The organism is Hymenobacter sp. (assembly GCF_035709525.1).
Taxonomy (GTDB): Bacteria; Bacteroidota; Bacteroidia; order Cytophagales; family Hymenobacteraceae; genus Hymenobacter.
Genome location: NZ_DASTEP010000059.1, coordinates 1 through 20,510, shown reverse-complemented (window position 1 = coordinate 20,510; position 20,510 = coordinate 1). Strand labels below are relative to the sequence as shown.

Sequence of the window (20,510 nt, the reverse complement as noted above, 5' to 3'; positions counted from 1 at the left end):
AAGACCACTCCGAAAAAGGTCGAAGAAATAAGTAATAGCTTGATAAATTGTAGACAGTGCTTTCTACTTAATCCGCAAACCTAGCAAATGGTTTGCCAGCGGCACCATACTAAGTAGTAGTGGGCTGCTCGCGGCGGACCGCCTGCTCGCGCGCCAAGCGCAGGTATTTGGGCGATACCCACAGCAGGCCAAACTCCTCGGAATGGTCGCGCCCCTGGGTTTTGTGGTGCATTTTGTGGGCCATGTTGAGAGCGCGCAAATACACGTTGTCCGTTTTTTTCCAGAAGGGCAGGCGGCCGTGAATCAGGCCGTCGTGCACGAAGAAATACACCGTGCCGTAGGCCGCGATACCCACGCCCACCCAAAACCACCAGCGCCCGCCATTGTCGCCGGTGATGAAAAGCACCGCCGAAATAGCGCCGTAGATGGCAAAAAACCAGTCATTGCGCTCGAATGGGCGCGGGCTGGGCCGCACGTGGTGCGAGCGGTGCAGCACCCACAGCGGGCCGTGCTGCACGTATTTGTGCATAAACCACGCCCAAAACTCCATGAAGGCGAACGTGCTGAGCGTGATGAGGATGGCGGCGAATGGGTGCATACAAGCGACTGTCATGTAGCGCGCAGCGAAGCAGCTCGCGTGGCGCAGTATTCTCAACGTAATTGATTACTGCGCCACGCAAGATGCTTCGCTATGCTCAGCATGACACTTTATTAATCAGCGTGACAGCTTTAATTAACCTACCACTCTACCCGGTCTTTGTTTAAAAAACCGGCGATGCCGCGGCGGTAGTCGTCGGTGGCGCGGGCGTCGGCGTTGCGCTCGGCGGCGTAGCGCAGGCCTTCTTCGAGGCTGAGGGCGGGTAGCTGGGCGATGAGTTCCTTGGTCATTTCCATGCTGCTGCCCGAGTTTTCGCGGGTCAGACGCAGGGCGTAGTCGCGCACGGTATCGGCCAGCTCGTCGGCCTCGACTAGGAAGGTAACGAGCCCGTAGTCAAGCGCTTGCTGGGCCGTAAAGATGTCGCCGCTCAGCAACAGCTGCTTGGTGCGGGTTTCGCCCACGCGGCGCACCAAGAACACGCTCACGATGGCGGGCAAAAACCCCAGCTTTACTTCGGTGAAGCCAAACTTGGCTTCGGGCACGGCAAAGGTGAAATCGCAGAGGGCAGCCAGGCCGCAGCCGCCGGCCAGCGCGTGGCCCTGCACCTGGCCGATAACGACTTTTTTGAGGGTATAAATCTGGTGAAACAGTTGCATGAGGTGCGTGCTGTCGGCCAGGTTTTCCTGATAGGTATTGGCCTGTAATTCTTGCAGATACTTGAGGTCGGCCCCGGCGCAGAACACGTCGCCACTGGCGCGCAGGATGATAATTTTCACGTCCTCATCGGCTTCGGCGGCCTCGAAGGCCTGCTTGAGCTCAGTTACCACGTCGGCGCTGAGCGCGTTGCGCTTAGCGGGGCGATTGATGGTGATATACGCCAGGCGGCCTTCTACTTCGTATTGCAGAAAGCGCAGGGCCAATAGCTCTTGGGTTGGATAGTGTTCCATAAGTATAAATACGGTAAAAGGTAATAAGCAGATGGTTGGGCGCGCCGCCAGCCATGCGCAATATACTTGCCAGCGTCGGTTAGGAGGCAATTATTTTATAGAAAAACGCTGACGCCGAGGTAAGCCAGCGAGTGTAGAGACGCATCCTTGCGTCTCGTCGCTGTTGAGTTTACTCACCAAGATTTTTCAGCTAACAGGCTCGTCTGACGTGAGAAGCAAAGATGCGTCTCTACACCGCTCAACGCTTACCCGCCAGCGCGTACACAAACGCGCCCTGCTCATTCACGTCCCAGGTGCGGAAGCCAGCGGCGCGCAGCGCCGAATCTTGCCGGGCGATGTACCAGCGCTTGCACGACGAGTCGAACACTACCCGCGCCCGCGCGCCGAAGTGCGCGGCCAGCCCATCGGGGTACACGCGGGCATTGCGCCGCAGCACGATAATATCGGCCGGAAACTGTGCATTTTCACCAGCTAGCCGCCGCAGCCGGCCGCTCACGCAGGCCACCCGTAGGCCGCGCCAGCTGGCCAGCACCACCGGCGCGGGCGGGTAGCGGCGGGCGGTATCAGTGGGATCGGGTGCGCCGACCAGGCGCGTGGGCACGGCCGCACCCTGCCAGCCCACGCGGTAGCGCGGCTGGCGCACGCGGCGCAGTATCAGGCTGGGCTTGAGGCGGTAGGTGCGCTCGGTTTCGGTGAGGGGTAGTGAGTCGAGGGTGATGAACTCGGGGGCCGCGCCCTGCCAGAAGCCCACCACCGAGCGGCGCGGAATACTGTACACCACAAACTCGCGCACCGGAGCAACTTCGGCGGCCTCGGCCACCCGACTGCCGGCGTAGCAACTCACCAGCAGCAGCGCCAGCCCGGCCCAGGCCAGCCGGGGCTTGGCAAAAAACGCGCACACCACGACGATGAGCAGGAAAATCAGCAGCGTCTGGGTTTGGTTGAGATGCACGCCGCCCACCACCGCGCCGGGGAAAAGCCGCCCGATGAGGAAGATATACTCATTGAACGCCCAGATAAAACCCTGAAATACGTAGCCCACGAGGCGCGGCAGCCAGTCGAGCCACGGCAGCCACAGGGCCGGCAGCGCCACCAGTCCTTTTACCACGAGTAGCACCACGCCGATATACACCGCGATGCTCGAAATGGGCACTGCGATAAGATTAGACAGCAGAAAGCTGAACGGGAACTGGTGGAAATAGTACAGCCCCAACGGAAACGTGGCTACCTGCGCCGCCACCGACAGCGCCGTTATTTCCCAACCCGCGTTAGCTACCCAGGCCGCCCAGCGCGTGAGGCGCTGCCGTAGCGGCGAGTGCCAGCTGCGCTGCTGGTCGAGTACAAAATTGCGGGCATCAAACCAGCGCACGAGACGCGGCTGCAAGTACACGATGCTGAGCACGGCCAGAAACGAGAGCTGGAAGCCGACATCGCAGAGCAGGTAGGGATTGTAAAGCAACAGTAGGAAAGCCGCCGCGCTCAGCGTGTTGAAGATGCTCGTTTGGCGCTCGAAGGCCTGGCCCACACTCACCAGCGAAAACATGACCGCCGCCCGCAGCACCGAGGCCGACAGGCCCGTGAGAAAGGCGTAGCTCCAGATAAACGCCAACCCGAGCCCCAGCGTGAGCAAGCGCCGCCGCCACACCGGCCCGCTCATGGGCAGCCGCAGCAGCAGCCATTGCAAGGCCGCGAATAGCAGCCCCACCTGCAAGCCCGACACCGCCATAATGTGCGTGGTGCCCGTGTTGGCATACGCCTGCTTGGTGGCGGTATCAATGTCATCGCGGAAGCCCAGCACCAGCGCCGTGCCCAGCGCATACTCGCGCGGGCTATGTACATACTCCTTAAACACGCCATCGAGCACACCCGCCGCCCGCTGGCTGAGGACAATGGCGGCGCTCAACGGCTCGTGGCCCAGCACCTTATACTGGCCCTGGTGGACGAACTGCGAGTGATAAACCTGGTGGTACTGTAAATACCGCCGGTAGTCGAATTCGCCGGGGTTGGCGGGGCCTTTGCTGAGCTCGGGCGTGCCTTTTACCAGCCACACCTCGCCGTAGCGCGGGGCGGGCACGGTGGCATTGGTTTCGTGGCGCGGCAGGCTGATGCGGATGCCGCCCGTGGCGGCCTGCCAGCGCCCGGCCACCCGCACCGCCTGCACCCGCACGGTGGTAGCGAAGGTATTGGCGCGCACCACGGGCGCTTCGTCCACCACGGCGCGGTAGTACTCAATGCGTGGCGCAAAGTGGCCCAGGTGGTCGGCCCGCCGGCTTTCGGTATAGCCCTGGATGCGGGCGAAACCCAGCACCGCCACGGCCAGCAACCCCAGCAGCCCCGCCGCATCGGTAACGGCGGGCCGCCGCTGGCCCCAGAGCCACAGCAGCCCGTAGGTTAGCACCAGCCCGGTGGCCCAGGGCGCGGCGCTGCCAGCCCAGTTTTGGCCCAGGTAGAGGTAGGCCGCGATGCCCGCGATAAAGGCCAGCGCCACGCGCAGCAAGGGAGCCGATGACCAGTTAGGCATAGGGCGCAAGTTGCTATCAAACAACCATAATTCTGCTATGCCAGCCGGTATATTTGTAGTAAATCGCGCACTACCAGTAAGGTTGGGCTTTTTTCTTGAATCACCCCTCTTTTATGGCTTACACCGATTTTACACCCGCTGGCCTGACGCAGCAGTTCGACCTCGATTTTCAAGCCGCCCGGCTTTTTTCCGGCTATCTACCCCAGGCCCCTTCTGCCTGGCTGGTTGAGACGCTGCAACGGGCACAACGCATTGGCTACGTGAGCGAAAAAGCCCGCTCCGAGCGGCTGGTTTCGCCGGTGCTCACCGAATTGAATGAGCTGAGCCAGCAGCAATTTACCTTTCACTCGGGTGTGAACCTGGACGTAGATGCCGCGGCCGGCCTGCGCGGCGAGTGCGACTTCGTGCTGTCGCTTAGTCCCATCCGCGACTTTATTGTAGCCCCCATCTTCTGCATCACGGAGGCCAAAAAGCAGGATTTGGAAGCCGGTACCGTACAGTGCGCGGCGCAGCTGGTCGGCGCACAGCGCCTGAACGAGCTGGCCCACCGCCCCGTGCCGGTGCTCTACGGCTGCTCCACTACGGGCGTCGACTGGCGCTTCCTAACGCTGGTTGGGCAGCGGCTCACGCTCGACCACGACGTATACAGCATTCGCGAGCTACCGATACTACTCGGCGTTATGCAGCACATTGTCCATCAGGCAGCTAATGCCGTAGCATAAAGCCACTACCAGTCCCAACATTGGGAGTGGCTCGGTTCCCCTTACCCCAGCACCATCTTGTAGTGCTGAATATCACACTCCTCAAACATCTCCCCCACCTTCTGAAAGCCCGTGCGCTCGTAGAGCGGGATGGCGCGCAACTGGGCGTGCAAATACACCTGGGTCGCGTCCGGGACTTCGGCCTGCACGTCGGCCAGCACCTGCTGCACCAGGGCGGTGCCCACGCCGTGGCCCCGGTAGGCGTCGAGCACGGCGAAGCGCTCCAGCTTTACGCCGTTTTCGGTGGGGCGCCAGCGGGCGGCGCCGGCGGGCTGGCCGTCTACCAGGGCCAGGTAGTGGCGGGTGGTGCGCTGGCGGTCGTGCTGGTCGTACTCGTCGTCGGCGGGCACGCCCTGGCCTTCTACGAATACTTTTTCGCGGATGGTGAAGGCGGCGTCGAGGTCGCGCAGGTCGGTGATTTTGGTGACGGTGGTCATGTTATGGTTGCGGTCTGGCACACTACAAAAACGTCTGTCATGCTGAGCTTGCCGAAGCATCTCTACCGCATTGCCTAAACGGGAGCAACGGTGCGGTAGAGATGCTTCGGCAAGCTCAGCATGACAGACGCTTACTTAATCATTTATTTTTCTAGCGCCGCTTACAGCGCCTGCTCGTGGTTTACGGGCAGCTCGTCGGCGGGTAGGTCGTAGCTGCGGTCGTCGGGGTGGCGGCGGTCGCGGTAGCCGTTGCTTCCGTTGCGGTCGTCGCGGCCGAATGAACGGTCGTTGCCCTCGCGGCGGCGCTGCTTGAACTCAGCCTCGCGGCGCTGCTCGGCCACGTCGAATTTGTCGTAGGCCTGCACGATTTCTTTTACCAGGCGGTGGCGCACCACGTCGTCGGCGTTCATCTCCACGAAGCCGATGCCGGGCACATCCTTCAGAATGTCAAGCGCCTGCATCAGGCCCGATTTCTGGCGGGTGGGCAAGTCAATCTGGCTGCGGTCGCCGTTTACCATCACCTTCGCGCTCGGGCCCATGCGGGTCAGGAACATCTTGATTTGCGAGGGCGTGGTGTTCTGCGCTTCATCGAGTAGCACGAAGGCGTTGTTGAGCGTGCGGCCGCGCATGTAGGCGAGCGGGGCGATTTCGATAATCTTGTTTTCCTGGTAAAACTTCAGCTTTTCGGCCGGAATCATGTCCTCCAGGGCATCGTAAATCGGGCGCAGGTAGGGGTCTACCTTTTCCTTCATGTCGCCGGGCAGGAAGCCGAGGCTTTCGCCAGCCTCCACTACGGGGCGCGAAATAATGATTTTTTTCACTTCTTTATTCTTCAGCGCCCGCACGGCGAGCGCCACCGAAATGTAGGTTTTGCCGGTGCCGGCGGGGCCGAGCGTGAAGGTGAGGTCGTGCTTCATCACGGCATCGACCAGCTTTTGCTGGTTGGGCGTTTTGGCCTTGATGACGCCGCCTTTGGCCCCAAACAAAATAACGTCGGGTGAGGCGGCGAGCACGCGGCTTTCGGCCTCCTCGGAGGTAGTGGAGAGGTGCAGGTTCACGTCGCGGTCGGTCACGACGCCGTACTGGTGGTAGTGCTCAATGAGTGAGCTCAGAATATCGTTGACCCTCGAAATGACTTCGGTGGGGCCTTGAATCTTGATTTCGTTGCCGCGCGAGACAATTTTGGAGCCCGGAAAAGCGGCCGCGATGCGGCGGATATTCTGGTTGTCGGCCCCCAGGAACTCAACCAGGGAGACGTTTTCGAGGGTGATGACTTTTTCGACCAAGCGAAGAGCGGGAAAAAAGGCGGGAAAAAAGATGAAGCGGCTGGCTAGCTGGCTGACAGGCGTTCGGTTGATACCGTTTCTGCTAGGGGCGCGATTACGGCCGGATTACTTCTATAACCGGAGTACTTTTGCGGCCGTTCCAGCCGGCTGCCGGCAACTTAAACAATACTACGCAAAATCGGACAACTGGGGGCATGGGGGTCTTAACGCTACTGACGGATTTTGGCTACCGCGACCACTACGTGGCCGCGCTCAAGGCCCGTTTGCTCCAGCTGGCCCCCACCCTGCCGGTGCTCGACATCACGCACGGTGTGGAGCCCTACAACATCGCGCACGCCGTGCACGTGCTGCGGGCCGTGTTTCGCGACTACCCGGCGGGCACTACCCACCTCATCGCGGTGAGCGACTACGGGGCTAGCCCGGCCGGGGCCGTGGCCGCGCCCGCCTGGCACGCCGCCCAGCACGAGGGCCACTACTTCGTGGCGGCCGATAACGGCCTGCTTTCGCTACTCTGCGACGGCCCGCCCGAGCGGCTGGTGCGCCTCAGCGCCGTGGCCCCGCCCGCCCTGCCCGTGATGGCGACGGTGCTGCCCAGCAGCACGCCCGTGGCCGCTAGCCTCAACCCCACCCGCGACGTGCTAGCCCCCGCCGCCGTGAGCCTCGCCCTGGGCCACCCGCTTGACAGCCTGGGCTTGCCGACCACCGAGTTTTACTCGTTCACCAACCGCCAGGTGCGCCTGCAAGACAACCGCGTGACCGGCCACGTGGTGCACGTAGACCACTACGGCAACTTGATTACCAACATCTCGCGCGAGGCGGTGGAGGTGACGGGCCGGGGCCGGGTCGCTACCGTCAAGTTTGGCCGCGAGGCCGTGCGCGAGCTGCGCCCGCACTTCGCCGCCGCCCCGCCCGGCGAAATCGTCTGCACCTTCAACCCGCAGGGCTGCCTGTGCATCGCCATCAACCAGGGCCACGCCAGCGAGCTGCTGGGACTGTATTTCGACTCGCAGGTGGATGTGTGGTTTGAGGAGCGCCGACCGGATGTAGCCGACGCGGCGCGCTAAAAATGCGGGTATCAATTAATCCAAGTTGTGGAGCAGCCCCAGCGGGGCGGCCCGTCGGTAGAAACCCATTCCTGTCACTGTAACAAAGCCCCGTAGGGGCGCCCAGGCAGGTGAACGGGTCGCCCCTACGGGGCTTGGGGGCGTTGAAGCGACCTGTTTGCTACCGACGGGCCGCCCCGCTGGGGCTGCTCCACAACTTGGATTAATTGGATTAATTAATCCAAGTTGCGGCGTAGCCGCGAAGCGGCGACATGTTGGTAGCTAGCGCAGCCCATCACCTGTTGAGAGCCGCAAAGCGGCGGCACCTACGGTAATATGCCGCCGCTTTGCGGCTCTGGATTGCTGAAAATCAGGTAAACTACCAACATGTCGCCGCTTCGCGGCTATTCTGCAACCTCGAATAATTGGTTTGGAGACAACTCTGAGGCAGAAGGCAACCAAGACGGTTACTAAAAACGTTCTTACCTTGCGGCTAATGGCATTAGCCAAGCGCGCCACCCGCAATGTCCGACGAATCAACGCCCAAGCCTGTTTCTGCTGCTTCTATCGAGCTGAAAGACGCGATAGCTTCTGCCTGGGTTTTGCTGGCGGGGCTGTTGCCGGGCAAGCTCGCGCCCATCGCGGTGGGGGCGCTCGCGCCCTTCGTGGGGCGGGGCGTGGCCTGGCTGGTGCAAGAGCACGCGCAGGAGTGGGTGGCCGACCGCAAGGCCTCGGCCGTGACGCGCCGGGCCGAGCGCTACCTCGCCCAGATGGAAAAGCGCGCCAAGCGCCTGCCGCCCAACTCGCCCGCCCGCTTGCAGCTAGAGCAGCAGGTACTGGAGCTCAGCAAGAGCATTCACGAGCACCGCATGAGCGAGCTTATCGTGGTGAGTACCAAGCCCCCGCCGGAAACAAAATAGCCCGGCGACTGGCCAGGCTGGGTACTGCAAAAAAGCGGAGCGGGCTACTTAGCCAGCTCCAGCAATTGCTCGACGGCCGTGGGGCTGTAGTTGCGCGGGAGCGTGGCCGTTTTGCCGGTGCGCGTGTTCACTACCGTTATCTCCGCCCTATCAAATTCTTTCGCCATGCCTCTGTATTTGACGTAGGCCAGGCCCGCCGCCAGGCTCGAAGCAAGAGCCGCCAGAACCGAAATGATAGTCGCCTGCATAAGAGCTAGTAATAGTAATGCAAAGTAACGGACTTTTTCGAATTTTGGTTTATCGGCGGGTTGCGGGCAGCGCGTGTAGAGACGCAATATTTTGCGTCTTGCGTTCGGTAACGTATCCTGACGCAAGACGCAAAATATTGCGTCTCTACGCCTCTCAACGACTGCACCATAGCTCACCCAAAATAAAAACCGGCGCGCAAACAAGCTACTAAACTGGTTTACGCGCCGGTCAGACAGAGCCTTACGGCCTTACATCTTATTAGTAGTATCGGCCTGGGCGGCACCCGAGTCGGCAGTTACTTCCACCGTCTTTTGGTCGGATACTACTTCGGCGGTTTTATTAGGGTCGGTGGCTTTGGGCTCGCTGGAGCAAGAGGTCAAAAGCACGCCCAGGGCCAGGGCCGGGCCGGCGAGCCACAGCGGGCGGCAGGATAGCGGATTCATACGCAAAAACAGGATTTGTGAGGAGAATGAGGTCAACTTTACGGGCTGCTTGGGCCATGGGTTAGGCGGCAAGCGGTTATTTCTCACTTCGTTCTGTTTTTGGCTATGCTCCTGCGTATCGTTCGCCTCACGTTTGACCCGGCCCAGGTGCCGGCTTTTCTGGCCTTGTTTCGCGCCTCGGAGGCCCGCATCCGGCAGCAGCCGGGGTGCCAGCACCTCGAGCTGTGGCAGGATACCGACCAGCCGCACGTCTACTGCACCTACAGCCACTGGCTCGACGCGGCGGCGCTCGATGCCTACCGCCGCTCGGCGCTGTTTGGGGAGGTGTGGCCGGCCACCAAGCGCCTGCTGGCCGCGCCCGCGCAGGCGTTTTCGGTGGTGCGGGCGGGGTGAGGCGCGGCAAATTTGCCGCGCCAGCCAACTACTTGCCCTGCCTGGCGGTAGTTAGGCGAGATGATGGCGATGGCAACCGGCCGTCATCCTGCCCGCCAACCCCACTATCCCCGCCCCACACCCCTACCCCATGCCCGACGCCCCCAACTACTTCGCCTTCTACGGCCTGCCCGAAGCCTTTTTGCTCGATGAGGGCGCGCTGAAAAAGAAGTACTACCAGCTCAGCCGCGAGCTGCACCCCGACTTCCACGCCCAGGCCACGCCCGCCGAGCAGGCCGAGGCCCTGCGCCTGAGCACCCTCAACACCGACGCCTACCGCACCCTCGCCGACCCCGACGCCCGCATGGCCTACCTGCTCGGCCAGCACGGCCTGCTCGAAGAAGGCAGCGCCCAAAACCAGCTGCCGCCCGACTTCCTAATGGAGGTAATGGAGCTGAACGAGCAGCTGATGGAGCTGGAAATGGAGCCCGACGCCACTGCCACCGCCCAGGTAGCCGCCGACGTAACGGCCCTGGCCGATACGCTCGACGCTGGCATTCAGCCGGTACTGGCCGGCTACGCCCAGCTGCCGCCCGACCACCGCCCCGCCGCCCTGGCCCAGATTAAAACCTATTACTTAAAAAAGCGCTACCTCTTGCGGCTTCGGCAACAAGTAGCTACCTTTGCGGCCCGCTCGTGAGCTACCGGCCGCGCGGAGTAGTTGCCTGGATGGCGGAACCGGTAGACGCGATGGTCTCAAACACCATTACCGCAAGGTGTGCCGGTTCGACTCCGGCTCCAGGTACTGAAGCAACAAAAAGCCCCTTCTCAGCAGGACTGAGAAGGGGCTTTTGCGTTGAGTGGTTGTAGATATTTAATATTGGGCAGTAGTATTGACTTGACACGAAAAAGCCTAGCCGATTGGCCAGGCTTTTTCGTGTCAAGTATTTAACTCATTGTACTAAGAGCTTGGGATATTCTATAGTAACGTTTATCAAGAGCATCCTTACCCCCTTCCATAATCTCACAAACAGCTCCGCGAACGCCTTTGTCCTGTAGCGCACCTGAGTGCATCTTAACTATTTGGCCATGCTTAAATTCCATTTGCACAATTTTCTCTGAGCTACCATTAACGGCGATATTAGGATTGTGGGTTACTACAATAATCTGTCGTTTCTGCTTAAGAAGTTTGAAATTAGCCACTAGCAATTCACCGATAAGCCTAGTATCAAGGTCATCTTCTGGTTGGTCAATTAGTAGGGGGCCTGAGTCTAAAGTTAATAATAGAGACAGCATTCCTGCTGTCTTTTGCCCAGCTGAACCAGTATCAATATCCTCCTCACGGCCGTCACGAAGCAACTTAAGCACTACTCTGTCTTCTGGTACCCATATCATAAGCCTATCCAACATTTCAGGAGTTGTAGCTTTAATCCTTTCTTTATGCTTGATAAATCTTATCCCAAATTTATTTGGGACATCTTCAGTAGCATCTATAAAGGCATCGATTCTATGACTGAGCCTAGTCCAGCGGTCGTCTACTGCTTGCCAGTTCATTATCTCAAAAAGCAAACCGCTCTTTACTTCATCAATTCCACCTTCGTTTTCAATCTTACGCAAGATATCTCCTTCAAACTCAGCTCCTGGTTTTGCAATAAGATTTCTAAATGAAAGCTCTGAAGAAGCATAATCCCTTAATTCGTCCACTTGCACAGAAATCGTGCGCTTATCACCCGCGGCATCCCAAGCAGCTATAACCGCCTTTCTTTTACTACGCAATTCCTTATGATGAGCGTAAACTTGAGTACGAATCTTTTTCTGAGCAGATTCGGCTTCAACCAGTTCTTGTTTTAAAGAATCTAACTTAGACAGCTTATCCTCATAACTTCTTTTCTCCTTCAACAAGGCTTCGTAGTCAATATTTGCATCTTGCCCAGCAGCTCGTAAATCATCTACCAATTTTTGGTATTTCTCTGTAGTTGCCGCTTGACGGGAATACCAAGGAGATGCCTTGATTTCTGGACTTATCGTGAGGCGTATAGCTTCTAAACTAGTATATGCAGCAACTATTTTAGAAAACTCAGCCTTAATTTTACTGTCTACAGTGTACAAGTTATCAACTTCCTCCTGATTTGAGAATGTCTTCTCAGGTATCAAATCATATGCCGAACAAAGCTCAGTAAGGCTTCGCATCTGTGACATTATCTCATCAAAATCACTTACTGACTCCTTTAATGTAGCTTTTGCCGAGCTACATTCTTTAAATTCTAATAAGAGAGCCTTTTCTGTGCCTTCATAGGTTTCAAGTCTAGAATTCACTGCGTTCAAGGCCTCTTTCACGTCATGCTCATTCTTCACCTCACGCAATAACTCACGCTCCTTTTGCCTAGATGCCATCCAATTTGCTTCCAGTTCATCTAGCTTTTCCTGCCATTGTATCTTGTTGAATTTACCATCAATCAAAGAAAGAATATGGTTAGGCTCAGAAGCTAACTCATACAACTGCTTTTGGCTAAATATATCAATTTTATAATGCTTGACTGGGTCGATAGAATCGCTTGATGTCTCCCAATCTCCATCACTATTTTTCTCAAAAAGTTTACGCGATTTATTGTGAGCGCTATACTCCAATTTCAACTGTCGCCCTTCTTTAAAAAACTCTACCTCAATTACGGTATTCGATTTTAGCATTCCTTCTGATGCCTTAGACCCTTCCCTAGCAAATTTATCGTAGTCAGCCTTAATAGATGAGGGCAAATTATCTACTTTATTAAAGGGAATTCTAATAAAATTAAATACACTAGACTTACCCGAACCTCTTCCACCAATAATAGATGTCATCCAAGGACTAAAATTTACAACTAAAGGCTTTCCGTTACCTGCCTTCATACCCGTAGTAATTTTTAGGGAGTAAATAAAAAATCTATTCTCTACCTCATTTGGGTCAGTCCCTGCATTACCAGCTCTAATTACTCCGTCTTCACCATCATGCAAAGCCAATTTGAGAGCCTCTATATTGGGTGTTTGCATTTTAACCCAGGTATAAGCTGAGCCTACCTTATCAGGTGAATGACTATCTGAGCCTACAATATTTGCTAGATGTACTTTCGCCTTCTGGTAGACATCTGGTAGTATAAAAGCATCATCAACTATCTCGACAGCCAATAGCTTATTGAGAGACAGCACCTTTTTGGTAGAGACAGCATTACCCCAAACTGTAAATAGGCCTTTTTTACAATCAACATGTGCTGGTATTGCTATGCCTCCAGCAGCAACTATTTTTTCAATAGCCTTTCCAAGTGAATCATTAGTTACAGTATCACTATTACCATAACCTTCTGCGTCCATTCCTACTGCACCAAGCAGACTGAAAATATCTTGCGACTTTTTGGATGGGTCAAATAATGCTAGTAAGTGGATACCACCCTGCACACTTATTTCTACTCCAGGGAATAAGCATAATGTCCGATAATCAGCTTCTTGCGGCTGTTCTTGCTCCATCTTCACAAGCTCATCCTTAAGAATATCGACCCACTTACCTGTATTATGGTCGGTTATCCCTACACAATCTATTCCGGCTCGCATATAACCTAACAACCACTCTCTAGCAGTCATACTAGCTTTTTCGGCTGGATTTCTCCCATAATCATTAGAGCCTGGAGTATGGTTATGAAAATCACATTTCCACCAGTAACTGCCATGTACGGAATGTTTCATTGATGTTTGTTTTCTTTAGATTAATAGAATTTCAAATACTTATACTTCCCCAAGCTTCTGCACCTTAGCAGCGTGCATGTATACGCTTCACGGTAGGAGAGTCCAGGAGTTGATAAAGCAGGCAAATACCTCAAGCCCACAAGGTAGGTCGCAAGCATAGAATTAGCAAAATAAATCTTGGCCCACTCCCATCCTTCTCCACCTACCTAGGCAGCCGCACCGTGAAGGTGGAGCCCACGCCCAGCTCGCTGGCGACCTCAATGGTGCCGCCCGCGTTGTCGATGAGCTTTTTGATGGAGTAGAGCCCCACGCCCGAGCCCTCGACGTGGGTGTGCAGGCGGCGAAACAGCCGGAACAGGTCGCTGAGCTGCTCGGGGCTCATGCCGAGGCCGTTGTCTTGCACCGTGAGTGCTACCTGGCCGGGGGTGCAGCGGGCGGTGAGCTGCACCACGGGCGGCCGGTCGGGGTGGCAGTACTTGAGGGCGTTGCTGACCAGGTTGAACACGATGCTGCGCAGCTGCCGAAACGAGTTCAGCGGCTGCGCGCAGTCGTGCAGGGTTACGCGCAGCTGGCCTTTGCTGGCCTCGAAGGCCGGGGCCAGGTCGAGGCGCACGTGCTCGATGAGGGTAGCCAGGTCTACCTCGTCGGGCTGCCCGAGGCCTACCTGCTGGAGCTCGGCCACGTTGGCCAGGTGGCCCAGCGTGTGCTGGAAGCGGGCCACCGAGTCGCGCACCAGGTGTAGCAGGTGGGCCACGGCCGGGCGCTGCGCCTCGGCGGCGGGCAGCTCTTCGTGCAAGGCATTGAGCAGGCCCTCGATGTTGGCGATTGGCGCTTTCAGGTCGTGCGAGGCCGTGTACACGAAGGTATCGAGGTCGGCGTTGGTGCGCGTGAGCTGGGTGTTGGTTTGGTAGAGTTCGGCGTTGGTGGCTTGCAGCTCGGCATTGAGGGCCTGCACGTCTTCAGTGCGGGCCTGCACGCGGGCTTCCAGCTCGTGGTTGAGCTGCTCGATTTGGCGGCGCGCCCGCACCTGCGCGGTTACTTCGGTGGCCACTACCATCGCCCCGCTGATGCGGCCGTCGGCCTCGGCCATCGGCACGTACACAAAGTCCCAGAACACGGTTTCGCGGCGGCCGTGGCGGTCGTGCTGGGCTTCCATGCCCTGCACCACCACGGGCCGGCCGGTTTGCATCACGCCATCGAGCAGCTCCTCGTAGCCCATGCCGGCCACCTCGGGCAGGGCCTCAAACAAGCCCAGGCCGACGATATCCTCCTGCCGCCGCCCCCACAGGCGGCACACCGTGGGGTTGGCCAGCTCGATAGTGTAGGTAGGCCCCCGGTACACGGCAATGGCCAGCGGTGCCTGCTCAAACACCCGCTGGAGCTCGCCGCGCTGGCGCTCGGCCTCGGCCTGGGCGGCGGTTAGCGCCCGGGTGCGCTCGCGCACGCGGGCTTCGAGCTCCTGATTTATTTGCTCTATGCGCTGGCGGGCCACTACCTGCGCCGTCACGTCGAGGCCCACGCAGCTGATGCGGCTGATGTGCCCCTGGGCATCGCGCAGGGGCTGAAACACGAACGTGAAGTAGCCGACCTGGCCGGGCGCGTGGCGCGTGAGGTGCGCGGCGTACTCCTCCAGCAGCACGGCCTCGCCGGTTTCCGACACCTGGCGCAGCAGCTCCGGAATGCCCTGGCTGGCCAGCTCGGGCAGCACCTCGAAGTAGGGCCGCCCCAGCGCCTGCGCCGGCGGGGGGCCTAGTAGCTCGCCCATGCGCGGGTTGTAGAGTTCAAACACGTAGTCGGGCCCCTGCACCACCCACACGCCGGCGGGGGCTTGCTCAAACACGGTTTCGATGAGGTGCTGCTGCCGGGCCCGCTCTTGCTGGGCGGCGCGCTCGCGGGCCTGGCTGGCTTGCAGCTCCTGCCGCGCGGCCTCGGTACTGAGCGTGATGAGGTCGAGGTAGTGCGTCACGAGCAGGTCGCCGGCCCGCTGCACCGTCAGCTGGTAGGCGCTATCGAAGCCCTCGCCCTGGTACGCAAACGTGCGCTCGATGCGCTCACCGCTGGCAAAAGCCTGGCAGTAGTGCGCAAACAACCCCGTAGGCCCGTGCTGCGGCATGTGCTGGAGCAGCGTGGCGGTGGGCCGGGGCGGCAAGCCCAGCATTTGCTGCGCCGCCGGGTTGACGCGGTGAAAGGTGAAATCCACGATGGTCTGTGCCGCGTCGTACACCGGGGTCAGCAGCACCGCGTTGGTGGGCAGCAGGTCAAACAGCACCTCAAGCGCGGCGGCGGTAGCGTCAGTAGCTTGCATACTAGAAACTACTGCCCTGGCCAAATTTGGTTTTACCAGCAGCCACCCTCGTAAGCTGGCTTTTTAACCCAACATGCAGAGCCCCCACCACATCGGCAGCACGGCCCGCCGCCCAACAGCCATCCGCTAACGCACCAGCTTCAGCGACTGCTGCTGCCGGCCCTGCTGCACGCGCAGCACGTAGAGCCCCGCCGCCAGCCCGGACGGCCCTCTGGGCGGCAGCGGTGGTAGTGCCCGCGCGCAACAGCAGCCCCTGCTGGCTGCCCCCCGCCCTACCCCTGCGCAATACCCGCTGCACGCCTTAGCTGTGTATTACAGCGATTTCGCAGTCAGTGTACGGGCGGCGAGTGTAGAGACGCATCCTTGCGTCTCGCGTCAGATGAGCTGAATAACGGGAGACGCAAAGATGCGTCTCTACACTTACCTGCAAACCAGTTTAAGCATCAGATTAGCACCTCCTAGAGGCACCCGGCTTGTAGCGTACCAAGGTCGGCAGGGCACGGCCACTGACCGCGGCAGCCCGTTATTTTTCTGGTGGGCGCGCCCTTAGCGTGAAGCCACGGCCGCATCGGTAGCCGGCTGGGCGCTTTGCAGCCACAGCAGCGGCACCAGCACCATTAGGGGCAGCGGCGACAGCAGCCCGTGCAGCAGCTGGCTGGCCAGGTTGGTAAGGAGCGGCAGCCCCGCCACCTGCCCCAGCAAGATGAGCAGCAGGCTCGCCAGCCCAAAGCCGCCGTAGATGCGCAAGCTCCAGCGCCAGCCCCGCCCCGCCGGCAGCAGCGCGCACAGCAGGCCAATGCACAAGCCCACGTAGGTAACATCATACAGCAGCTCTACCGCCACGCTGTGAGGATGGGCCGTAAGGCGCTGCAAGCTGCGCTGGGCCGCCGCGTTGGCGGCGCTCAGCCACGCCGGCGCGGGCAGCAGGCCGCTGAGGCGCTGCCAGCCGGCTTCGAGGCCGGCGCACAGCTCGTCTTCAAAAAGCCGGATGAGCACCAGCAGCGCTACCAGCCCGTAGCACAGCGCCCGCCGGGCCGGCGCGAGCCCGCCGAGCAGGCCCGGCGGGCGGCGGGCAGCCGGGGCCGGCAGGGGGGCATCAGGCGGCATACACGGCAGTAGTAGGTGCCGGCCGGGTGGCCAGGCGGGTGGCCCACCACATCCAGAGGCCAAAAATGCTGGCGTAGACGATGGCCGTGAAGGTGTAGTGGTGGTTGAAATCCACCGTCTGGTGCGAGTAGTAGTTGTTGAGGCACAAGGCCATAATGCGCAGCACGTTCAGCGCATAAATCAAAAACAACCCCAGCGGCACAAACCACAGCTTGCGGCGCCACGGGCCGGGAAAAGCCAGCACGAAGCCACCAAACAACGCGTACAGCACCAGGCCGTTGCACTCGTGGCCCACGATTACGGCGGGCTGGCCCTGCAAGGTCAGCAGCGGGCGGGCATCGGCCGAAGCAGTGACGGCGTAGCCCAGCAGCCGCAGGCCGGCCGCGCTCACGCTGGCCAGGTTGTGCGACAAAGCCACGTCGAGGCGGCCATCGGCGGCCAGGTAGTGCTCGTAGCCAAAAAACCAGAGCAGGTAGAAAGCACCCGCCAGCACCGCAAAGCGAACAAGCGGCGCGGGCGCGGCAGGTGAAGACGAACGGGACATACGCAAAAAAGGCCACCCGGCCCAACGCTGGCCGGCCGGCTGGTAGTAGTAGCAAAACCTAAGCTGGGCGGGCGGCCGGGGCCGCCCGCCCGCTCAGCACAACTAGGCCTTGGCCTTGCGGCCGCGCAGGCGGCGCACGGCGTAGGCCGCGCCCCCGGCCAGCAGCACCGAAATGCCGCCATCGATAGGAGCCGGCGTGGGGCCACCCGAGCTAGGCTGGGCGTGGCTCACGAAGGCGAGCAGTAAAAGAGTGACGAGGAGAGAAAAATTACGCATAGGAGTGGGAGTGAAAGAAGTTGACAATGTAAATAAAGCGGTAAAAAATGATAAAAAAAAGCCCGCTGCTAATTTGGCAGCGGGCCTTTAACCTGATAGATTGCAGGAGCTTGCCTCACCGCCCAGGTTGTGTATTCAATCACCAGCTTTTTCGCCGCCACGCCCTGATTGGTGGCCGGTCGCAGTGAGCATACGCCGGTGGCTCGGCGGGCCGCAGCGGCAGCTAGTCGCAGGTGGTGTATTCTTCCAGTAGGCGGCCCAGGTCGCGCAGGCGGCGCTGCACGGTTTCGAGCACCGCCCCCGACACGGGCACTTGGTGGCCAAAGCGCGCCGACAGATAGCGCACCAGCGCCACCAGCTCGCGGATTTCGTCCGTCAGGTGGCGCTGCACCAGCTGCCACTGCTTGTCGCCCTGCCCCAGGCGGCAGCAGTAGCGCACGGCAATGGTGCCGGCCACCAGGCGGGCCAGGTGCTCGAGCACGCGCTGCTCGTCGGCGCTGAAGGTGCGCGGGCGGCGGTCTATCACGCACAGCGTGCCAATGGCGCGGTGGCCGAGCATGGCCAGCGGTGCGCCCGCGTAAAAGCGCAGGCCCTTGGCCTGGGCGGCCATGGCGGCCTCGGCCGTGAGGTTGGTTTCCTGGGCCACGTCGGCCAGCACCACGGTTTGGCGCTGCCGCACGGCCAGGGCGCACAGCGCCTCCACGCGCGGCTGGTGGCGCAGACCGGGCAGTCCCTCGTTGGCCTTGTACTCTACCTCATCGGCATCGACCAGCGCGATAAGCGAAATGGGCAGGTGAAAAATGCGGGCCGTGAGGGATACAAACTCATTGAATACCGGCTCTTGCAGCGAGTGCCGAATATCGTATTGCCGCAGGGCCTGCAGGCGCTCCGCCTCATTGGGCGGCAGCAAGTAACCAGGGGTAATAGTCATTGCACTAACAGAAAAAAGGAAATGGATAAGGCTAACTCGGTAATAAGACAAATCTAAGCTACCATTACCTAAAAACCATACACCCAGCTTATCCCCTACCCTGTGTTAAGAATAGACTACTACTGCCCAAAGCAGCTTTACAAGGCCGTTTTTGGCCATATTTCCACCTGGCAGCTTCGGCACCGCTAGCAACAGCCACTAATTACCTAAAAATGATAAAATATTTTCATCTAAAAATAACATAAATTATATAGAACGCTCTCCTTTAAGGATGCACTGAGCGCGGCTTTTGCGCCCGCCGGGCGGGCAGAAAAGCTGCGTTGAAACCTGCTTTTCTGCCCGCCCGGCGGGCGCACCGGGGCATGGCATGCGCCACCCTACTGCCCGCCCCGCACCCGCATGGGCACCACGTACACTCCCTTCGAGGCGGTGATGAACAGCGTCTTGCGGTCTTTGCCACCAAAGCAGATGTTGCCGGTCCACTCTTCGGGCACGTCGAGGTGGGCTAGGCGCTCGCCAGCGGGGCTATACACCGTCACGCCCTTGCCGGTGAGGTACACGTTGCCGCGCTCGTCCAGGGTCATGCCGTCCGAGCCCTGCTCCACAAACAGCTGGCGGCCCGCGAGTGCACCAGTAGGACCGAGCTGGTAGCGGTAGGTTTTGTCGCCCTCAATATCGGCAACGTACAGCGTCTTGCCGTCGCGGGTGCCGATGATACCGTTGGGCTTTTTGAGGGTAGTCTCGACCACCGTGGGCTGGTGCTGGCCGGGGGCCAGGTAGTACACGTACTGGCCGGGCTGCTCGGGCGCGGTGTGCTGCCAGTAGTCGCGCTGGTAGTAGGGGTCGGTGAAGTACATGCCGCCGCCGGGGGCCACCCACACGTCGTTGGGGCCGTTGAGGCGGTGGCCGGGCGGCTGGTCTACCAGCACCGTCACTTTCTTGTCGGGGGCAATAGACCAAAGCTGGTTTTTCTCGTCGGCGCAGGCGATGAGGTTGCCTTTCGCGTCGAAGTACATGCCGTTGGCCCGGCCGGCGGGGTCCATAAATACCGAAAGCTGGCCCCGCAGGTCGTACTTCCAGATTTGGTTGTTGGGCTGGTCGGTAAAGTACACGTTGCCAGCCTTATCCACGGCTGGCCCTTCGGTGAAGGTAAACTGCCGGGCTACCAGCTGCGGCGTGGGCGAGCCCGCAAATAGGCCCGTATCCTGCGCCTGCTCTTTGGCGCGGCGGCGGGCGTGTGCCCGCGCGGCCCCAGTTAGCAGTACGCCTCCTACGGCCGCCAGCAGCGACCAGCGGCCAATTCGAATCCAGGTAGTACGCATGTGCAAAGAAGCTTTAGCTGAAAACCCTTTTATACGGCCCACGCGCCCGGCGGCCGAATGTGAGCTAGTCCCAGCTGCAATCGTTGCCGGCAACCCGTGTACTTAAAAAGTATAAACTTTTCCCAAAAAAGTTACTCAAACAAGCTTCATCATACCCTCATAAACCGACTACGAATATTTATTTTTCAGCCCGTGCAGCATAGTACTACATGCATACTATAATTCATCCGAAACCATTGTAAAACCTTATTAATTATCAGGCCAAACAGCTTATGCACGCCTTAACATTTTTCGTACCGTTTTAAAAATTATGGCTTTAGCGCTCAGTGCTTATTTCTATTTTCACCTTGCTAAGGCTGACATTTTCAGAAAAAAATATACCTTGCGGAGCCTATTGGGCGATATACTTTTTCCAATCATCTAGTTCTTTTATGTCCCACAAGTACACTACGGTAGCCGCGCTCGCTTTGGGCGTAGCCACACTTCCTCACTTAGCTCACGCTCAAGAAGGTACCCGCCTTCAGAAAAAAGAATTGGCAGCCGACGGCCAGCCCACGCTCATCGAGTTCCGGGCCGCCAGTCGCCCCAGCGCTGCCGATGGCGCCTTCGTGCTGCGCCAGCAGCTGGGCCTGGGCCAAGATGAGCAGATGCGCCCCCTGCGCCGCGACACCGACGAGCTGGGCTTCACCCACCAGAAGTTCGAGCAATACTACCAAGGCGTCAAAATCGAGCAC

Annotated in this window: 20 protein-coding genes and 1 tRNA gene; 7 read left to right on the top strand and 14 right to left on the bottom strand. The window is 59.2% G+C overall.

Annotated features, from left to right (window positions below):
* Window positions 1–109 precede the first annotated feature (109 nt).
* From VFO93_RS05500 to VFO93_RS05490, 3 genes are all read right to left on the bottom strand, one after another.
* A complete protein-coding gene (locus VFO93_RS05500) occupies window positions 110–598 on the bottom strand; it encodes a fatty acid hydroxylase (RefSeq protein WP_325133332.1) in 489 nt (162 codons plus the stop codon).
* A gap of 140 nt (window positions 599–738) precedes the next feature.
* Window positions 739–1,545 (bottom strand): enoyl-CoA hydratase/isomerase family protein, encoded by an 807-nt coding sequence (locus VFO93_RS05495; RefSeq protein ID WP_325133331.1) that lies wholly within the window; start codon window positions 1,543–1,545, stop codon window positions 739–741.
* A 238-nt stretch (window positions 1,546–1,783) separates the two neighbouring features.
* Entirely contained in the window at window positions 1,784–4,066 is a 2,283-nt protein-coding gene (locus tag VFO93_RS05490) for a ComEC/Rec2 family competence protein (RefSeq protein WP_325133330.1), read from the bottom strand.
* Between the two features lie 113 nt (window positions 4,067–4,179).
* Here VFO93_RS05490 and VFO93_RS05485 point away from each other — a divergent pair, with 113 nt between their 5' ends.
* Window positions 4,180–4,788: a hypothetical protein gene (locus tag VFO93_RS05485; protein ID WP_325133329.1), complete on the top strand. Its 609-nt coding sequence runs from the start codon at window positions 4,180–4,182 to the stop codon at window positions 4,786–4,788.
* Between the two features lie 41 nt (window positions 4,789–4,829).
* Here VFO93_RS05485 and VFO93_RS05480 read toward each other — a convergent pair whose 3' ends face one another.
* Together VFO93_RS05480 and VFO93_RS05475 are read right to left on the bottom strand one after the other, a co-directional pair.
* Window positions 4,830–5,264 (bottom strand): GNAT family N-acetyltransferase, encoded by a 435-nt coding sequence (locus tag VFO93_RS05480; RefSeq protein ID WP_325133328.1) that lies wholly within the window; start codon window positions 5,262–5,264, stop codon window positions 4,830–4,832.
* A 161-nt stretch (window positions 5,265–5,425) separates the two neighbouring features.
* Complete coding sequence (locus VFO93_RS05475) at window positions 5,426–6,550, bottom strand: PhoH family protein (RefSeq protein ID WP_325133327.1); 1,125 nt, start codon at window positions 6,548–6,550, stop codon at window positions 5,426–5,428.
* A 194-nt stretch (window positions 6,551–6,744) separates the two neighbouring features.
* On the opposite strand from VFO93_RS05475, the gene VFO93_RS05470 reads away from it, so the two are divergent.
* Entirely contained in the window at window positions 6,745–7,614 is an 870-nt protein-coding gene (locus VFO93_RS05470) for an SAM-dependent chlorinase/fluorinase (RefSeq protein ID WP_325133326.1), read from the top strand.
* Between the two features lie 503 nt (window positions 7,615–8,117).
* Window positions 8,118–8,513, top strand: a complete 396-nt coding sequence (locus tag VFO93_RS05465; protein ID WP_325133325.1) for a hypothetical protein — start codon at window positions 8,118–8,120, stop codon at window positions 8,511–8,513.
* Between the two features lie 44 nt (window positions 8,514–8,557).
* On the opposite strand, the gene VFO93_RS05460 is transcribed toward VFO93_RS05465, so the two are convergent.
* Both VFO93_RS05460 and VFO93_RS05455 read right to left on the bottom strand, forming a co-directional pair.
* Window positions 8,558–8,761 carry a hypothetical protein gene (locus VFO93_RS05460; protein WP_325133324.1) on the bottom strand — a complete coding sequence of 68 codons (204 nt, stop codon included), beginning with the start codon at window positions 8,759–8,761 and terminating at the stop codon, window positions 8,558–8,560.
* Between the two features lie 249 nt (window positions 8,762–9,010).
* Window positions 9,011–9,205: a hypothetical protein gene (locus tag VFO93_RS05455; RefSeq protein WP_325133323.1), complete on the bottom strand. Its 195-nt coding sequence runs from the start codon at window positions 9,203–9,205 to the stop codon at window positions 9,011–9,013.
* 105 nt (window positions 9,206–9,310) lie between these two features.
* Here VFO93_RS05455 and VFO93_RS05450 point away from each other — a divergent pair, with 105 nt between their 5' ends.
* The 3 genes from VFO93_RS05450 (at window position 9,311) to VFO93_RS05440 (ending at window position 10,382) form a co-directional block, all read left to right on the top strand.
* Window positions 9,311–9,598, top strand: a complete 288-nt coding sequence (locus VFO93_RS05450) for a putative quinol monooxygenase (RefSeq protein WP_325133322.1) — start codon at window positions 9,311–9,313, stop codon at window positions 9,596–9,598.
* 130 nt (window positions 9,599–9,728) lie between these two features.
* Window positions 9,729–10,277, top strand: coding sequence for a Fe-S protein assembly co-chaperone HscB (gene hscB / locus VFO93_RS05445; protein WP_325133321.1), 549 nt, complete (start codon window positions 9,729–9,731; stop codon window positions 10,275–10,277).
* A gap of 23 nt (window positions 10,278–10,300) precedes the next feature.
* Window positions 10,301–10,382, top strand: a tRNA-Leu gene (locus tag VFO93_RS05440).
* Window positions 10,383–10,525: 143 nt separating this feature from the next.
* Here VFO93_RS05440 and VFO93_RS05435 read toward each other — a convergent pair.
* The 7 genes from VFO93_RS05435 to VFO93_RS05405 form a co-directional block, all read right to left on the bottom strand.
* Window positions 10,526–13,291, bottom strand: coding sequence for a TrlF family AAA-like ATPase (locus tag VFO93_RS05435; RefSeq protein ID WP_325133320.1), 2,766 nt, complete (start codon window positions 13,289–13,291; stop codon window positions 10,526–10,528).
* 202 nt (window positions 13,292–13,493) lie between these two features.
* Window positions 13,494–15,596, bottom strand: coding sequence for a PAS domain-containing sensor histidine kinase (locus VFO93_RS05430; RefSeq protein WP_325133319.1), 2,103 nt, complete (start codon window positions 15,594–15,596; stop codon window positions 13,494–13,496).
* 546 nt (window positions 15,597–16,142) lie between these two features.
* Entirely contained in the window at window positions 16,143–16,703 is a 561-nt protein-coding gene (locus VFO93_RS05425) for an XrtX-associated membrane protein (RefSeq protein ID WP_325133318.1), read from the bottom strand.
* On the bottom strand, window positions 16,693–17,247 hold the full coding sequence (gene xrtX, locus VFO93_RS05420) for an exosortase X (protein WP_325133317.1): 555 nt from the start codon (window positions 17,245–17,247) through the stop codon (window positions 16,693–16,695). The genes VFO93_RS05425 and xrtX overlap by 11 nt, the downstream gene beginning before the upstream one ends.
* Before the next feature lie 102 nt (window positions 17,248–17,349).
* On the bottom strand, window positions 17,350–17,523 hold the full coding sequence (locus VFO93_RS05415) for a PID-CTERM protein-sorting domain-containing protein (RefSeq protein WP_325133316.1): 174 nt from the start codon (window positions 17,521–17,523) through the stop codon (window positions 17,350–17,352).
* Window positions 17,524–17,746: 223 nt separating this feature from the next.
* Window positions 17,747–18,454 carry a GAF domain-containing protein gene (locus VFO93_RS05410; protein ID WP_325133315.1) on the bottom strand — a complete coding sequence of 236 codons (708 nt, stop codon included), beginning with the start codon at window positions 18,452–18,454 and terminating at the stop codon, window positions 17,747–17,749.
* Between the two features lie 377 nt (window positions 18,455–18,831).
* Window positions 18,832–19,776 (bottom strand): SMP-30/gluconolactonase/LRE family protein, encoded by a 945-nt coding sequence (locus VFO93_RS05405; RefSeq protein WP_325133314.1) that lies wholly within the window; start codon window positions 19,774–19,776, stop codon window positions 18,832–18,834.
* 431 nt (window positions 19,777–20,207) lie between these two features.
* Here VFO93_RS05405 and VFO93_RS05400 point away from each other — a divergent pair.
* A partial coding sequence (locus VFO93_RS05400) for a hypothetical protein (RefSeq protein ID WP_325133313.1) occupies window positions 20,208–20,510 on the top strand: 303 nt, incomplete at its 3' end.

Excerpts from the sequence above, each read along its gene's own strand:
- VFO93_RS05480 (WP_325133328.1), bottom strand. The coding sequence starts at position 5,264 with ATGACCACCGTCACCAAAATCACCGACCTGCGCGACCTCGACGCCGCC.
- VFO93_RS05495 (WP_325133331.1), bottom strand. The coding sequence starts at position 1,545 with ATGGAACACTATCCAACCCAAGAGCTATTGGCCCTGCGCTTTCTGCAA.
- VFO93_RS05410 (WP_325133315.1), bottom strand. The coding sequence starts at position 18,454 with ATGACTATTACCCCTGGTTACTTGCTGCCGCCCAATGAGGCGGAGCGC.
- VFO93_RS05485 (WP_325133329.1), top strand. The coding sequence starts at position 4,180 with ATGGCTTACACCGATTTTACACCCGCTGGCCTGACGCAGCAGTTCGAC.
- VFO93_RS05455 (WP_325133323.1), bottom strand. The coding sequence starts at position 9,205 with ATGAATCCGCTATCCTGCCGCCCGCTGTGGCTCGCCGGCCCGGCCCTG.
- VFO93_RS05490 (WP_325133330.1), bottom strand. The coding sequence starts at position 4,066 with ATGCCTAACTGGTCATCGGCTCCCTTGCTGCGCGTGGCGCTGGCCTTT.
- VFO93_RS05425 (WP_325133318.1), bottom strand. The coding sequence starts at position 16,703 with ATGCCGCCTGATGCCCCCCTGCCGGCCCCGGCTGCCCGCCGCCCGCCG.
- VFO93_RS05460 (WP_325133324.1), bottom strand. The coding sequence starts at position 8,761 with ATGCAGGCGACTATCATTTCGGTTCTGGCGGCTCTTGCTTCGAGCCTG.
- VFO93_RS05470 (WP_325133326.1), top strand. The coding sequence starts at position 6,745 with ATGGGGGTCTTAACGCTACTGACGGATTTTGGCTACCGCGACCACTAC.
- hscB (WP_325133321.1), top strand. The coding sequence starts at position 9,729 with ATGCCCGACGCCCCCAACTACTTCGCCTTCTACGGCCTGCCCGAAGCC.
- VFO93_RS05430 (WP_325133319.1), bottom strand. The coding sequence starts at position 15,596 with ATGCAAGCTACTGACGCTACCGCCGCCGCGCTTGAGGTGCTGTTTGAC.
- VFO93_RS05450 (WP_325133322.1), top strand. The coding sequence starts at position 9,311 with ATGCTCCTGCGTATCGTTCGCCTCACGTTTGACCCGGCCCAGGTGCCG.
- VFO93_RS05415 (WP_325133316.1), bottom strand. The coding sequence starts at position 17,523 with ATGCGTAATTTTTCTCTCCTCGTCACTCTTTTACTGCTCGCCTTCGTG.
- VFO93_RS05405 (WP_325133314.1), bottom strand. The coding sequence starts at position 19,776 with ATGCGTACTACCTGGATTCGAATTGGCCGCTGGTCGCTGCTGGCGGCC.
- xrtX (WP_325133317.1), bottom strand. The coding sequence starts at position 17,247 with ATGTCCCGTTCGTCTTCACCTGCCGCGCCCGCGCCGCTTGTTCGCTTT.
- VFO93_RS05500 (WP_325133332.1), bottom strand. The coding sequence starts at position 598 with ATGCACCCATTCGCCGCCATCCTCATCACGCTCAGCACGTTCGCCTTC.
- VFO93_RS05435 (WP_325133320.1), bottom strand. The coding sequence starts at position 13,291 with ATGAAACATTCCGTACATGGCAGTTACTGGTGGAAATGTGATTTTCAT.
- VFO93_RS05465 (WP_325133325.1), top strand. The coding sequence starts at position 8,118 with ATGTCCGACGAATCAACGCCCAAGCCTGTTTCTGCTGCTTCTATCGAG.